Below are 14,345 nucleotides of genomic sequence, written 5' to 3' on the forward strand. Positions count from 1 at the left end.
GTTCGCGCTGGATGGAGGCGATCCCCACCTGCGCGCAGTCGCGGTGCTTGCCCGCGACGTACTTCTGGCTGCCCGGGTCGTCGCCGACCACCGGGGGCGCGGCAGGGGGCCTCGGCAGGGGGCGGCGCCCGCCCACGCCATATCGTGGAGGGACCACGGCCCAGCAGGCCACAGCCGAGCCAGAAGGACTCAGATGACCCGCGTGATCGCCGGTACGGCCGGCGGACGCCGCCTCGCCGTACCGCCGGGGAACGGCACCCGCCCCACGTCCGACCGTGCGCGCGAGGGCCTCTTCTCCACCTGGCAGGCGCTCCAGGGCACGCTCGACGGCACCCGCGTGCTCGATCTGTACGCGGGCTCGGGAGCCGTCGGCCTCGAAGCCCTGTCCCGGGGCTCCGCGCACACGCTGCTGGTCGAGGCGGACGCGAGGGCGGCCCGCACGATCCGGGAGAACGTGAAGGCGGTCGGTCTGCCCGGCGCCGAGGTAAGAGCGGGCAAAGCCGCCCAGATCATCCGGCAGGGGCGGCCCACCACCCCGTATGACCTGGTCTTCCTCGATCCGCCGTATGCGGTCGGCGATGACGATCTTCGGGAGATACTGCTCACACTCCGCTCGGAGGGGTGGCTCACGGACGCAGCGCTCGTCACCGTTGAACGCAGTACAAGAGGCGGTGAATTCGGCTGGCCGGAGGGTTTCGAACCCCTCAGGTCCCGTCGCTACGGCGAAGGGACGTTTTGGTACGGTCGCGCCGCCTCTACGTGCGACGACTCAGAGATCGCGCCATGACCGGACCGGAGAGCGAGGGACTCACGTTGCGCCGCGCCGTCTGTCCGGGGTCGTTCGACCCCATCACCAATGGACACCTCGACATCATCGCCCGCGCCTCCAAGCTGTACGACGTCGTGCACGTGGCGGTGATGATCAACCAGTCGAAGAAGGGCCTGTTCGGGATCGAGGAGCGGATAGAACTGATCCGCCAGGTCACGGCCGACTTCGGCAACGTCGAGGTGGAGTCCTTCCACGGCCTCCTCGTCGACTTCTGCAAGCAGCGCGACATCCCGGCCATCGTCAAGGGCCTGCGCGCGGTCAGCGACTTCGACTACGAACTCCAGATGGCCCAGATGAACAACGGCCTCTCGGGCGTCGAGACCCTGTTCGTCCCGACCAACCCCACCTACAGCTTCCTCTCCTCCTCGCTGGTCAAGGAGGTCGCGGCCTGGGGCGGCGACGTCGCGCACCTGCTGCCCCCGGTGGTCCACGAGGCCCTGGTCGCACGCCTGGGCGAGAAGTGACGCCCGAGCCCGCGCGCTGACCCTTCGCCACCCGGTGTCGGGCGGGCGACCACTGGCCTTACAGTCGTCCCGTCCGTCTCCCAACCAGCTGTAGAGAGTGGCGAGCACACGGTGGACGTGCAGAAGAAGATCGACGAGATCGTCCGGGCGGTCGGCAGCGCCCGGTCCATGCCCATGTCGGCCTCGTGCGTGGTCAACCGCGCCGATCTGCTCTCGATGCTCGAAGAGGTGCGCCAGGCCCTGCCGGGCTCCCTCGCCCAGGCCCAGGAGCTGATCGGCGGGCGCGAGCAGCTCGTCGAGCAGGCCCGCCAGGAGGCCGAGCGCATCATCGAGGGCGCGCACGCCGAGCGCGGCTCGCTGATCTCCGACACCGAGGTCGCCCGCCGCTCCCAGGGCGAGGCCGAGCGCATCCTCGCCGAGGCGCGCCAGGCCGCCGAGGACGTCCGCGCCGAGGCCGACGACTACGTGGACAGCAAGCTCGCCAACTTCGAGGTCGTCCTCACCAAGACCCTCGGCTCCGTCGGCCGCGGCCGCGAGAAGCTCCTCGGCACCGGACCCGGCCTCGACGAGAACGGGTACGAGGACGAGGACGCCCCCGAGCGCAGCCACGACCCCGAGACCCTGCGCCGCAACGCCGACGCGTACGTCGACGCCAAGCTCGGCGCCTTCGAGGCGGTCCTCGCCAAGACCCTGGAGGCGGTCGGCCGCGGCCGCCAGACCCTGCACGGCCGGGCCCCCGCCGACGAGCTGGGCGCCCTCGGCGAGGGGACGGGGCCCCAGGGCCACACCACCGACGCCGAGTACCTCGCCGACCTCGCGGCGACTGCGGACGCGCCCGCGCGGCAGCAGGCCCCCGCGCCCCGGCAGCCCTCGGCACCGCAGCCGCCCCAGGCCCCGCCGGCCCCGCCGGCCCCGCCGCAGGAGCCGTACGCGCAGCCGCAGCAGCAGCCGGACCCGTACGGGTACCAGCACCAGGACCCGTACGCGTACCAGCAGCAGCCCTACGGCCAGCAGGACCCGTACGCGTACCAGCACCAGGACCAGCACCAGGGCCTGCATCAGCAGCACCAGTACGGCTACCCGCAGCAGTCCTACGAGCAGTCCTACGACCAGCACCAGCAGCCACACCAGCCCCACCAGCCCCACCAGCCCCAGTACGAGGCCGCGGGGACGCTGGAGGAGACCAGTCTCTTCGACACGACCATGATCAGCGCCGAGCAGCTCCGCCAGTACGAGCAGGGGCGCTAGCGAGGCCGTTCCGACCGGATTGGGCCGAGAGCGAAAGGTCAAGTATCCTGGCTCTTCGGTCGCGCATACGTCCGCGACTCGGGCTGCCCACACAAGCGGCGAATGAGCCGCAGCAGTGCGACGGCCCCCCTTCGAACTCCCGGATCCGAAAGCAGGAGAAGCCCTGAGCACGCGCCTCGACCACCGCAACCCACTCGTGTTCGACACGCACGAACTGGGTCGGCGTCCTGGTGCCATGCAGCGGGTGACCCGCGAGGTCGAAGCGCCCGGTCCGCCCGGCGTCTTCGGCATCGAAGGGGTCATCGGGGTGCCGCAGGGCGCCCCGGTCCAGCTGGACGTCCGTCTCGAATCGGTCATGGAAGGGGTGCTTGTCACAGGCACCGCCCGTGCATCGGCCGAGGGGGAGTGCGTAAGGTGTCTGGAGCCGCTTGAGCTGGAGCTCGCAGCGGACTTCCAGGAGATGTTCTCGTACCCTGACGCCGACGACCGGGGCCGCGCAGCGGAACCGGCCGACGACGCCGAGGACGATGAGGACAGGCTCTTTCTCGAGGACGGCATGTTCGACCTCGAACCCGTGCTGCGTGACGCGGTAGTGCTCGCACTGCCGATGCAGCCGGTGTGCCAGGACGACTGCCCGGGTCTGTGCTCCCAGTGCGGAGTGCGGCTCGCGGACGACCCGGACCACCACCATGACGCCGTCGACATTCGTTGGGCGGCACTGCAGGGACTCGCCGGCACCATCCAGGACGGCGAGAAGGACGAGATGAGCGGCGACGCGCCTCGATCAGCGCACGTCGACGAGAAGCAGGAGAAGTAGCCGTGGCTGTTCCGAAGCGGAAGATGTCGCGCAGCAACACGCGCCACCGCCGGTCGCAGTGGAAGGCTGCGGTCCCCACCTTGGTTTCGTGTGAGCGTTGCCAGGAGCCCAAGCTGCAGCACATCGCGTGCCCGAGCTGCGGCACCTACAACAAGCGCCAGGTCCTCGAGGTCTGAGCGGCTGGTGAGAGGCACCGTGTCTAGCCCCAAGAAGGCGGAAGACGCCAGGAAACTGGCGGAGACAACGGCCTCGTCCCACACGCTTCTGGAAGGGCGGCTCGGGTACAAGCTCGAGTCCGCCCTTCTGGTGCGTGCGCTGACCCACCGTTCGTACGCGTACGAGAACGGCGGCCTGCCGACGAACGAGCGTCTGGAGTTCCTCGGGGACTCCGTGCTCGGTCTCGTCGTCACGGACACGCTGTACCGCACCCACCCCGACCTGCCCGAAGGCCAGCTGGCCAAGTTGCGGGCCGCGGTGGTCAACTCGCGTGCGCTTGCGGAGGTCGGCCGCGGCCTCGAACTCGGCTCCTTCATCCGGCTCGGCCGGGGCGAAGAGGGCACGGGAGGCCGGGACAAGGCATCCATCCTCGCCGACACCCTCGAAGCGGTGATCGGCGCGGTCTATCTGGACCAGGGCCTGGACGCGGCGGGTGAGCTGGTGCACCGGCTCTTCGACCCGCTGATCGAGAAGTCCTCGAACCTGGGAGCGGGCCTGGACTGGAAGACCAGTCTCCAGGAGCTCACCGCGACGGAGAGCCTCGGCGTGCCCGAGTACCTCGTCACGGAGAGCGGACCCGACCACGAGAAGACCTTTACTGCTGCCGCCCGCGTCGGAGGCGTCTCGTACGGCACCGGCACCGGCCGCAGCAAGAAGGAAGCGGAGCAGCAGGCCGCCGAGTCCGCGTGGCGCGCGATTCGCGCGGCTGCGGATGAGCGCGTGAAGGCGGCGGAGGCTGCCACTGCCGCCACCGCGAAGGTCGACGGGGGCGCCGAAGCCCCGTCGGCCTGAGCGCCGCTTCGCCGCTTGGTGCCGGCCGCCCTGTTGGGTGGTCGGCACCAAGTCTTTTCGCCGCTTCGCGGCGGGTTTCTCACCCACCCCCCCGTTACTCCGGAGTGTTCACGTGCCCGAGCTGCCCGAAGTCGAAGTCGTCCGGCGCGGTCTTGAGCGCTGGGTCAGCGGGCGCGTCGTCGGTGATGTGCAGGTCATGCACCCGCGTGCCGTGCGGCGGCACGTCGCGGGGGGTGAGGACTTCGGGTCCCGGCTGACGGGACACCGCGTCGGGCTCGCCCAGCGGCGCGGCAAGTACCTGTGGCTGCCGCTCGCCGACTCCGCCCAGTCGGTCCTCGCGCACCTCGGGATGAGCGGTCAGCTCCTGGTGCAGCCGCATGACGCCCCGGACGAGAAGCACCTGCGCATCCGCGTGCGGTTCGCCGACGACCAGGGCACCGAGCTGCGCTTCGTCGACCAGCGGACCTTCGGCGGGCTCTCGCTGCACGACAACACCCCCGACGGGCTGCCCGACGTCATCGCGCACATCGCGCGCGACCCCCTCGACCCCGCCTTCGACGACGACGCCTTCCACCTCGCGCTGCGCCGCCGCCGTACGACGATCAAGCGGGCGCTGCTCGACCAGTCGCTGATCAGCGGCGTCGGCAACATCTACGCCGACGAGGCCCTGTGGCGCGCGCGTCTGCACTACGAGCGCCCCACCGCCACCCTCACACGCCCGCGCACGGCGGAACTCCTCGGCCACGTGCGGGACGTGATGAACGCGGCCCTCGCCGTCGGCGGCACCAGCTTCGACAGCCTCTACGTCAACGTGAACGGCGAGTCCGGCTACTTCGAGCGCTCCCTCGACGCCTACGGCCGCGAGGAGATGCCCTGCCGCCGCTGCGGCACGGCGATCCGCCGCCGCCCCTGGATGAACCGCTCCAGCTACTTCTGCCCGCGCTGTCAGCGGCCGCCGCGCGTGGCGTCGTAACGCTCCTGTGCCTCCAGGACGTCGTTCTGGCTGCCCTCGACGAAGTGGATCAGTGCGAGCAGGCGCTCGGCGACCTGCCGGCCGAGCGCTGTGAGTTCGTAGTCCACGCGTGGCGGGTTGGTCGGCTGCGCGTCACGCCGCACCAGGCCGTCGCGCTCCAGCGCCTGCAGGGTCTGGGAGAGCATCTTCTCGCTCACGCCGTCGACGCGCCGGCGCAGTTCGTTGAAGCGGAACGTGCCGTCGTGCAGCGCCCCGAGCGTGAGAGCTCCCCAGCGCCCCGTGACGTGCTCCAGCGTGCTCCGGGACGGGCACTGCCGGGAGAACACGTCGAAGGCCATGTCCGTGGAATCCACCATGCGGACACGGTACTCCTGGTGAGCGCTCGCCGAGAGGTGGCGCTCACCGAGAGATAGCGCTGACCAGGAGACGGCTCACGGAGGCCGTGGGAGCGGGCCGGGAGACGGAACGGCTGGTCAGAAGCCGAAGTCCTGCGTCCACCACGGACCGCCGGGTGCGAAGTGCACGCCCACGCCCAGGGTCTTGTAGTCGCAGTTCAGTATGTTGGCGCGGTGGCCCGAGCTGTTCATCCAGGCGTCCATCACGGACCGGGCGTTCGCCTGGCCGCGGGCGATGTTCTCGCCGCCGAGGTCGGTTATGCCGGCCTTCTCCGCCCGGTCCCACGGCGTCGCGCCGTCCGGGTCGGTGTGGTCGAAGAAGTCGCGCTCCGCCATGTCCGAGCTGAACTCCCCGGCCAGCGAGGCGAGCCCGCTGTCCGCGGTCACGGGACGGCACCCCGCCTTGGCCCGCTCTTCGTTGACCAGCGTCAGGACGGCGGCCTCCGCCGCGCTCTCGGCGGTCGGTGAGGGCGCGCTCTTCCGGGGCGCCTCCGGCTCGCGCTCCGGCGTACGGGACGGGCTCGGCGCCGTCTTCTTGTCCGCGTCGGGCTTCGGAGCCCGCGTCGAGGGCTTCTCGGACACCGTCTTCGACGGCTGGGGCGAGGCCTTGGAAGGAGTGGGCGACGGCGCCTGCGCGCGCCCGGAGCCACGGCTCGGCGCCGGCTCCCCGCGCTCGACCCCGGCACCGGAGCCGCCCTGGGTGTCGACCTCGGCGGGAGCGGTCGCGGCGCGGACCTGGCCGGACCCGGTCTCGTCGCCGAGCCGGAAGCCGTCACCGCCCGGCAGCACGCCCGTGCCGACCGCCACGGCGCCCATGGCGACGGCGGCGGAGACGCCGAGCAGACCCGTCCGCACCGGGGCGGAGGCCCGGCTCCCGCGGCGGTGGCGCGTCGTCCTGCCCGGATGGTTATCGGGGGTGGCGGCGGCCCGCACACCGCCTGAGCGTCGGTGGCGTCCCATCTCCTGGCCTTTCGTTCCCGCGGTCAACGTGACTCACCCATACGGGTGAGGCTCATCGAGTCGGGACTGTACGCGATGACGGATGGGGACGAAGTGCTCCCGGAGCAATTGGCCGGTTAGCGTGCAGCCATGAACGATGACGTACGACTCGTGGCGTGGGTGCGCGGACGGGTGCAGGCCGTGGGATTCCGCTGGTTCACCCGTGCCAAGGCGCTGGAGATCGGCGGCCTGTGTGGTTTTGCCCTCAATCTGGAGGACGGCCGCGTGCAGGTGGTCGCCGAGGGGCCGCGCGAGGGGTGCCAGGAGTTGCTCGACTGGCTCCGGGAGGGCGACACACCCGGGCGGGTCGACGGCGTCACGGAGATGTGGGACACACCACGTGGCATATACGAGACCTTCGCCATCCGCTGACCCGGGCTCGGGCCGACCCGTCCTCAGGGGTCCCGAGGAGCGCCCCGCCGGGTGTCCCGGGCGGCTGCCCGAGGCAGAAAGAGCCTGGTGGTTGCCAAGAAGCCCCTTGCGGTGGCAGGCTCCGCGAGTAAGGATGATCTCCACGCCCCCAGGGCCCCGCAGGAGAAGCAGCGCCGTCCGTTCCGAGACCGCGCGCCCCCGGGACGCCCGCCGGTACGGGGCGTGATCGTGTTGACCGTCAAACTTTTTGGTGAGACTCTGGAAGCCCCGCGCACCTTAGCTGTTTGGCATGTGAGAACGGCCCGGCAAGACCCGCAGAACAACCAGTGCCAAGCACCGCGGGTGCGATTCCCTCACGACCCACACCGCTTCGGTCGGTCACCAGTGTGGAGGACCATCCATCATGGCAAAGGCGCTTCTCGGTTACGTCGGCGGCAGCGACCCGCGACTTCTCGCTGAGATGCGAAGGCTCCAGCAGCGTGTACAAGACCTGGAATCCGAGCTCGTACGGATTCAGCAGGAGAACGACGCTCTCGCGGCTGCCGCTTCTCACGAATCTCTCATGGAGAGCATCGACGTACCCCAGGCGGAGCCTGCGCTCACCTGACCCCAAATTGAGCACGCTCACACAGGGCCTTCGCGGATGAAGGAAGGCGCCCGGTAAGCATGTGGTCAGGCCGGCCTGTCAGCCGCCTGCTTCCAGATCTGCAAGGGACGCTTCGGCGTCCCTTCTTTCTTGCCCCAAGAAGCTCGTCCCCCCGTACGCCGCCTTCGTTACCGTCTGATGTGCCCTGCACCTTCATCGGTGAAACGGTCGGCGAAAGGTAGAGTCCGACGGCGTGCATCTCAAGGCCCTGACCCTGCGTGGCTTCAAGTCGTTCGCGTCGGCGACGACACTGAAGTTCGAGCCGGGCATCACCTGCGTCGTCGGACCCAACGGCTCCGGCAAGTCCAACGTCGTGGACGCGCTGAGCTGGGTCATGGGCGAGCAGGGCGCCAAGTCGCTGCGCGGCGGCAAGATGGAGGACGTCATCTTCGCCGGCACCACCGGGCGGCCCCCGCTCGGCCGCGCCGAGGTCTCTCTCACCATCGACAACTCCGACGGCGCGCTGCCCATCGAGTACGCCGAGGTCACCATCACGCGGATCATGTTCCGCAACGGCGGCAGCGAGTACCAGATCAACGGCGACACCTGCCGCCTCCTCGACATCCAGGAACTCCTCTCCGACTCCGGCATCGGCCGCGAGATGCACGTCATCGTCGGCCAGGGGCAGCTCGACGGCGTCCTGCACGCCGACCCCATGGGCCGCAGGGCCTTCATCGAGGAGGCCGCGGGCGTCCTCAAGCACCGCAAGCGCAAGGAGAAGGCCCTGCGCAAGCTCGACGCGATGAAGGCCAACCTCGCGCGCGTGCAGGACCTCACCGACGAACTGCGGCGCCAGCTCAAGCCCCTCGGCCGCCAGGCGGCCGTGGCCCGCCGCGCCGCCGTCATCCAGGCCGACCTGCGCGACGCCCGCCTGCGCCTGCTCGCCGACGACCTGGTGAAGCTGCGCCGGGCCCTGAACGCGGAGATCGCCGACGAAGCCGCTCTCAAGGAGCGCAAGGACAGCGCCGAGGCCGAGCTGAAGGCGGCCCTCCAGCGCGAGGCACGCCTTGAGGAGGAGGTGCGGCGCCTCACCCCGCGCCTGCGGCGGGCCCAGCAGACCTGGTACGAGCTGTCGCAGCTCGCCGAGCGCGTACGCGGCACCGTTTCGCTGGCCGACGCCCGGGTCAGGAGCGCCACCGCGGCGCCCCCGGAGGAGCGGCGCGGCCGTGACCCCGAGGACATGGAGCGCGAGGCCGCCCGCATCCGCGAGCAGGAGGCCGAGCTGACGGCGGCCCTCGAAGCCGCCGAGCACGCCCTCGACGACACGGTGGCCCACCGGGCCGACCTCGAACAGCGCCTCGCGGTCGAGGAGCGCAGGCTCAAGGACGTGGCGCGGGCCATCGCCGACCGCAGGGAGGGCCTCGCCCGGCTCGGCGGACAGGTCAACGCGGCGCGTTCACGGGCCGCATCGGCGCAGGCCGAGATCGACCGCCTCGCCGAGGCGCGCGACGCGGCGGCCGAGCGCGCGGTCACCGCCCAGGAGGAGTACGAGCAGCTCAAGGCCGAGGTCGACGGCCTCGACGCGGACGACGCGCAGCTCGGGGAACGGCACGACGCGGCCCGGCGGGACCTCGCGGGGGCCGAGGCCGCCCTCACCGCGGCACGGGAGGCGGTGACCGCGGCCGAGCGCAAGCGGGCCGCCGTCGCCGCCCGGCACGAGGCGCTCGCGCTCGGCCTGCGGCGCAAGGACGGCACCGGGGCCCTGCTCTCGGCCAGGGACCAGCTCACCGGAGTGCTCGGCCAGGCCGCCGAGCTGCTGAGCGTCACGCCCGGCCACGAGGTGCAGGTCGCCGCGGCTCTCGGCGTGGCGGCCGACGCCCTCGCCGTGAGCGGTCCCGGCACCGCCGCCGACGCCATCCGGCTGCTGCGGAAGCAGGACGCGGGGCGCGCGGCGCTGCTGCTCGGGGGCGCGCCGGACGGTGTGCGCCAGGAGCGGCGCGAGGGCCCGCCCCACGTCGCCGACCTCGTACGCGGGCCGGAGGAGCTGCTGCCGGCCGTGCGGCGGCTGCTGCGCGGGATGGTCGCCGTGGGCACCCTGGAGGACGCGGAGGACCTCGTCCACGCCCACCCCGAGCTGACCGCCGTCACCGCGGAGGGCGACCTGCTCGGGGCGCACTTCGCGCACGGCGGTTCCGCGGGGGCGCCGAGCCTGCTCGAAGTGCAGGCGTCGGTGGACGAGGCCGCCGCCGAGCTGGAACGGCTCGCCGTGCGGTGCGAGGAGCTGGCCGAGGCCCAGCGCGGCGCGGCCGTGCGGCGCGAGGAAGCCGCCGCCCTCGTCGAGGAGCTGGGGGAGCGGCGCAGGGCCGCCGACCGTGAGAAGTCGTCCTTCGCCCAGCGGCTCGGGGCGCTCGCCGGGCAGGCGCGGGGCGCGGCGGGTGAGGCCGAGCGCAGCGCTGCGGCGGCGGCCAGGGCGCAGGAGGCGCTCGACCGGGCCGTGGCGGAGGCCGAGGAGCTTGCCGAGCGGCTGGCCGTCGCCGAGGAGGCACCGGCCGACGAGGAGCCCGACACCTCCGTACGCGACCGCCTGGCCGCCGACGGCGCGAACGCCCGGCAGACCGAGATGGAGGCCCGGCTCCAGGCCCGTACGCACGAGGAGCGGGTGAAGGGCCTGGCGGGGCGCGCCGACTCCCTGGACCGGGCCGCGCGCGCCGAACGCGAGGCACGCGCGCGTGCCGAGCGGCGCAAGGCACGGCTGCGCCACGAGGCCGCCGTGGCGGCGGCCGTCGCCGCCGGCGGGCGGCAGCTCCTCGCGCACGTCGAGGTCTCCCTGCTCAGGGCCGAGCAGGAACGTACCGCCGCCGAGCGCGCCAAGGAGGTGCGGGAGCGGGAGCTGGTCGCCGAGCGCAACCAGGGGCGCGATCTCAAGGCCGAGCTGGACAAGCTGACTGATTCAGTTCACCGCGGCGAGGTACTAGGTGCTGAGAAGCGGCTGCGGATCGAGCAGCTGGAGACCAGGGCACTGGAGGAACTCGGTGTGGAACCGGCGGGGCTCGTCGCCGACTACGGCCCGGACCAGCCCGTGCCGCCCTCGCCCGCCGCCGAGGGCGAGGAGCTGCCGGAGGACCCCGAGCACCCGCGCAACAGGCCGGTGCCCTTCGTCCGTGCCGAGCAGGAGAAGCGGCTCACGTCAGCCGAACGGGCGTATCAGCAGCTCGGAAAAGTGAACCCGCTGGCCCTTGAGGAGTTCGCGGCACTGGAGGAACGGCACAAGTTCCTCAGCGAGCAGCTCGAAGACCTGAAGAAGACGAGGGCCGACCTCCTCCAAGTGATCAAGGAGGTCGACGTACGCGTCGAGCAGGTCTTCACCGAGGCCTACCGGGACACGGCCAGGGAGTTCGAGGGTGTCTTCTCGCGGCTCTTCCCCGGCGGCGAGGGGCGGCTGGTCCTGACCGACCCCGACAACATGCTCACCACGGGCGTGGACGTCGAGGCGCGGCCCCCGGGCAAGAAGGTGAAGCGGCTCTCGCTCCTGTCGGGCGGCGAACGGTCGCTCACGGCCGTGGCGCTGCTCGTGTCGATCTTCAAGGCGCGGCCGAGCCCGTTCTACGTGATGGACGAGGTCGAGGCGGCGCTCGACGACACCAACCTCCAGCGGCTGATCCGCATCATGCAGGAGCTGCAGGAGGCCTCGCAGCTCATCGTGATCACGCACCAGAAGCGCACGATGGAGATCGCGGACGCCCTGTACGGCGTCTCGATGCAGGGCGACGGCGTCTCCAAGGTGATCAGCCAGCGGCTCCGCTAGCAGGCCCGGGACACCGGCACCTGACTTCAAGACTTGAATACACTCCCTCTCAAGTTGCCTGCAAATTCACAACAGCCGCCCTATTGACTTCGTAACTTGAAGGCATAGTCTCTGCAACGTTGCTTTTACCTTCAGGTGGTGGGCGGCGTGAAGTTGTGCGCCACTTGAATGACTCGCCCCCACCCCCGGCAGCGCTGCCGGTGGCCCGAGGAGTACACGTGACCAGCACATCGCAGGCGCCCCAGTCCGGAGCCAGAGAGGCCCACCCGGACCATCTCGGCCATGTCATCTTCATTACGGCGGCAGCCGCGATGGGTGGCTTCCTCTTCGGCTACGACAGCTCGGTGATCAACGGCGCGACCGTCGCCATCCAGCACCGCTTCGACGTCGACGCCGACACGCTCGGCTGGATCATCGCCACCGCGCTCCTCGGCTGCGCCGTGGGCGCCGCCGTCGCCGGACGCATCGCCGACCGGATCGGCCGCATCCGCTGCATGCAGATCGCCGCGGTGCTCTTCGCGGCGAGCGCCGTGGGCTCGGCCCTGCCCTTCGCCGCCTGGGACCTCACGATGTGGCGCCTCATCGGCGGCATCGGCATCGGCATGGCCTCGGTGATCGGCCCGGCCTACATCGCCGAGGTCGCGCCGCCCGCCTACCGCGGCCGGCTCGCCTCGTTCCAGCAGGCCGCCATCGTCATCGGCATCGCGGTCTCGCAGCTGGTCAACTGGGGCATCCTGAACATGGCCGACGGCGACCAGCGCGGCAAGCTGGCGGGCCTTGAGGCCTGGCAGTGGATGCTCGGCGTCATGGTCATCCCGGCGCTCCTCTACGGGCTGCTGTCCTTCATCATCCCGGAGTCCCCGCGCTTCCTGATCTCCGCGGGCCGGCACACCGAGGCCAAGAAGGTGCTCGGCGAGGTCGAGGGCACCACCATCGACCTGGACGAGCGCGTCGACGAGATCGAGCGCGGCCTGCACAGGGAGCACAAGCCGTCCTTCAAGGACCTGCTCGGCAAGGTCGGCTTCCTGCCGATCGTCTGGATCGGCATCGGGCTCTCGGTCTTCCAGCAGCTCGTCGGCATCAACGTGATCTTCTACTACTCGAACCAGCTGTGGCAGTCGATCGGCAAGGACCCCTCCAGCTCGTTCCTGTACTCGTTCGAGACGTCGATCGTGAACATCATCGGCACGGTCATCGCGATGATCTTCGTCGACCGCATCGGCCGCAAGCCCCTCGCCATCATCGGCTCCGCGGGCATGGCGGCCGCCCTGTTCACCATGGCGTGGGCCTTCTCGTACAAGACCGGCTCTGGTGACACGGTCTCGCTGCCCAACGCGCAGGGCCTGACCGCGATCATCGCCGCCAATGCCTTCGTGCTCTTCTTCGCCCTGTCCTGGGGCGTGGTCGTCTGGGTGCTGCTCGGCGAGATCTTCCCGAACCGCATCCGCGCCGCCGCGCTCGGCGTGGCCGCCTCCGCCCAGTGGCTCGCCAACTTCGCGATCACCAAGACCTTCCCGAGCATGTCCGAGTGGTCCCTGACCGGCTCGTACATCATCTACGGCGCCTTCGCCGCGATCTCGATCCCCTTCGTCATGAAGTTCGTCAAGGAGACGAAGGGCAAGGCCCTGGAGGAGATGGGCTAAACCCCGCTGCCCCCTCCTCTTCAGGAAGCTGCCCCGGCCGAAGGACGCGTGCTCACTTGTCCTTCAGCCGGGGCAGTACGTTTTCGCAGAAGTGGTGCAGACTGCGCCAGCCCTCGTCGACGGGCATCCCGCCGGAGAGCGGATGCAGGACGAGGCTGCCGGTGTCGCCCTTCGCGTACGTCACGCACTCCTCGGGCGTGAGCACCCGGTACACGCCCTCCGCGCGCAGCTCCTCGACCGTCGTGGCCGCCGACCGCACCGCCGAGCGGATCTCCCCCGTCTGCCAGGAGGCGTAGGTGCGGGCCTCGTGCAGGAAGTGCTCGCCGTGCTCCGCCCAGGTCCGCTCGGGGTCGTCGGCGATGTGCAGCAGCGGGGTCTCGGCGGCGGGCATCATCGTCCAGCCCTCGGTGCCGTGCTCCGCGAGCTGCTCGGTGTAGTACGCCTCCAGGTCCGGGAGGTGGGCGCTGGGGAAGAACGGCAGACCGAGCCGGGCCGCGCGCCGTGCCGCGGCCTTCGACGAGCCGCCGACGAGGAGCTGGGGGTGCGGCTGCGTCAGGGGGCGCGGGGTGACGCGGACCGTGCGGCCGCGGAAGGTGAAGGGGTCGCCGGTCCAGGCCTTGAGCAGCGTTTCCAGCAGCTCGTCCTGGAGCTTGCCGCGCCGCGTGTAGTCGACGCCGGCCTGCTCGTACTCCTCGGGCCGGTAGCCGATGCCCGCCACGGTGACCAGGCGGCCGCCGCTCAGCAGGTCGAGTACGGCGATGTCCTCGGCGAGCCGCAGCGGGTCGTGCAGCGGGCCGATGATCGCGGAGACCGTCACGGAGATCCGCCGGGTGGCCCCGAACACCGCTCCCGCGAAGGTGAAGGGGGAGGGCAGCCAGTTGTTCTCGGTGCCGTGGTGCTCCTCGGTCTGAATGGTGGTGATGCCGCGGTCGTCCGCGTAGGCGGACATCTCCAGGGCGGTCTTGTAGCGGTCACTCAGCGCGGCGGGTGTGGCCGCGGGGTCGACGAGGTTGAAGCGTACGACTGTGACGGGCATGGGAACGTCCCCCTTCACCGTGCGTGGGCGGCGAAGGGGGACGCTAGTTGACGTCACATCAGTTGGGTAGCCTCGTGGGGAAGTTGGCGCGGATCAGGCGCCTCCGCGAGGGCCGGGCGGGCGCCCTCGGACCCGGGCGAGTGCCCCCTCGGGTCCGGGCGGGCGCCCAG

General features: G+C 70.9%; 14 protein-coding genes and 1 pseudogene. 11 read left to right on the forward strand and 4 right to left on the reverse strand.

The window, feature by feature from the left end:
- Nucleotides 1-91, reverse strand: a pseudogene (locus AB0I16_RS24000) (bifunctional methylenetetrahydrofolate dehydrogenase/methenyltetrahydrofolate cyclohydrolase); the annotation flags it as partial.
- Between the two features lie 102 nt (nucleotides 92-193).
- Between AB0I16_RS24000 and rsmD the strand changes: the two are divergent.
- The 7 genes from rsmD (at nucleotide 194) to mutM (ending at nucleotide 5,339) form a co-directional block, all read left to right on the forward strand.
- On the forward strand, nucleotides 194-787 hold the full coding sequence (gene rsmD / locus AB0I16_RS24005; protein ID WP_363251570.1) for a 16S rRNA (guanine(966)-N(2))-methyltransferase RsmD: 594 nt from the start codon (nucleotides 194-196) through the stop codon (nucleotides 785-787).
- A 26-nt stretch (nucleotides 788-813) separates the two neighbouring features.
- Nucleotides 814-1,293 carry a pantetheine-phosphate adenylyltransferase gene (coaD, locus tag AB0I16_RS24010; RefSeq protein ID WP_363251658.1) on the forward strand — a complete coding sequence of 160 codons (480 nt, stop codon included), beginning with the start codon at nucleotides 814-816 and terminating at the stop codon, nucleotides 1,291-1,293.
- A gap of 111 nt (nucleotides 1,294-1,404) precedes the next feature.
- Nucleotides 1,405-2,541, forward strand: a complete 1,137-nt coding sequence (locus AB0I16_RS24015) for a cell division initiation protein (protein ID WP_363251571.1) — start codon at nucleotides 1,405-1,407, stop codon at nucleotides 2,539-2,541.
- Nucleotides 2,542-2,656: 115 nt separating this feature from the next.
- Nucleotides 2,657-3,358 carry a DUF177 domain-containing protein gene (locus AB0I16_RS24020; RefSeq protein WP_363251572.1) on the forward strand — a complete coding sequence of 234 codons (702 nt, stop codon included), beginning with the start codon at nucleotides 2,657-2,659 and terminating at the stop codon, nucleotides 3,356-3,358.
- Nucleotides 3,359-3,360: 2 nt separating this feature from the next.
- Entirely contained in the window at nucleotides 3,361-3,534 is a 174-nt protein-coding gene (rpmF, locus tag AB0I16_RS24025) for a 50S ribosomal protein L32 (protein WP_003965982.1), read from the forward strand.
- Between the two features lie 7 nt (nucleotides 3,535-3,541).
- Nucleotides 3,542-4,366: a ribonuclease III gene (gene rnc, locus AB0I16_RS24030; RefSeq protein ID WP_363251574.1), complete on the forward strand. Its 825-nt coding sequence runs from the start codon at nucleotides 3,542-3,544 to the stop codon at nucleotides 4,364-4,366.
- 112 nt (nucleotides 4,367-4,478) lie between these two features.
- Nucleotides 4,479-5,339 (forward strand): bifunctional DNA-formamidopyrimidine glycosylase/DNA-(apurinic or apyrimidinic site) lyase, encoded by an 861-nt coding sequence (gene mutM, locus AB0I16_RS24035; protein WP_363251575.1) that lies wholly within the window; start codon nucleotides 4,479-4,481, stop codon nucleotides 5,337-5,339.
- Here mutM and AB0I16_RS24040 read toward each other — a convergent pair.
- Both AB0I16_RS24040 and AB0I16_RS24045 read right to left on the reverse strand, forming a co-directional pair.
- Nucleotides 5,312-5,695, reverse strand: a complete 384-nt coding sequence (locus tag AB0I16_RS24040) for a helix-turn-helix domain-containing protein (protein WP_363251576.1) — start codon at nucleotides 5,693-5,695, stop codon at nucleotides 5,312-5,314. The genes mutM and AB0I16_RS24040 overlap by 28 nt on opposite strands.
- A gap of 117 nt (nucleotides 5,696-5,812) precedes the next feature.
- Nucleotides 5,813-6,694: a CAP domain-containing protein gene (locus AB0I16_RS24045; protein ID WP_363251578.1), complete on the reverse strand. Its 882-nt coding sequence runs from the start codon at nucleotides 6,692-6,694 to the stop codon at nucleotides 5,813-5,815.
- Nucleotides 6,695-6,823: 129 nt separating this feature from the next.
- On the opposite strand from AB0I16_RS24045, the gene AB0I16_RS24050 reads away from it, so the two are divergent.
- The 4 genes from AB0I16_RS24050 (at nucleotide 6,824) to AB0I16_RS24065 (ending at nucleotide 13,139) form a co-directional block, all read left to right on the forward strand.
- Nucleotides 6,824-7,105: an acylphosphatase gene (locus tag AB0I16_RS24050; RefSeq protein ID WP_363251580.1), complete on the forward strand. Its 282-nt coding sequence runs from the start codon at nucleotides 6,824-6,826 to the stop codon at nucleotides 7,103-7,105.
- A 403-nt stretch (nucleotides 7,106-7,508) separates the two neighbouring features.
- Nucleotides 7,509-7,712, forward strand: coding sequence for a hypothetical protein (locus AB0I16_RS24055; RefSeq protein ID WP_030787543.1), 204 nt, complete (start codon nucleotides 7,509-7,511; stop codon nucleotides 7,710-7,712).
- A 232-nt stretch (nucleotides 7,713-7,944) separates the two neighbouring features.
- Nucleotides 7,945-11,496 carry a chromosome segregation protein SMC gene (gene smc, locus AB0I16_RS24060; protein ID WP_363251581.1) on the forward strand — a complete coding sequence of 1,184 codons (3,552 nt, stop codon included), beginning with the start codon at nucleotides 7,945-7,947 and terminating at the stop codon, nucleotides 11,494-11,496.
- Nucleotides 11,497-11,714: 218 nt separating this feature from the next.
- On the forward strand, nucleotides 11,715-13,139 hold the full coding sequence (locus tag AB0I16_RS24065; RefSeq protein ID WP_363251582.1) for a sugar porter family MFS transporter: 1,425 nt from the start codon (nucleotides 11,715-11,717) through the stop codon (nucleotides 13,137-13,139).
- 52 nt (nucleotides 13,140-13,191) lie between these two features.
- Here AB0I16_RS24065 and AB0I16_RS24070 read toward each other — a convergent pair whose 3' ends face one another.
- Entirely contained in the window at nucleotides 13,192-14,175 is a 984-nt protein-coding gene (locus tag AB0I16_RS24070) for an LLM class flavin-dependent oxidoreductase (RefSeq protein ID WP_363251583.1), read from the reverse strand.
- Nucleotides 14,176-14,345 lie beyond the last annotated feature (170 nt).

Source organism: Streptomyces sp. NPDC050703, from assembly GCF_040654435.1.
Taxonomy (GTDB): domain Bacteria; phylum Actinomycetota; class Actinomycetes; order Streptomycetales; family Streptomycetaceae; genus Streptomyces.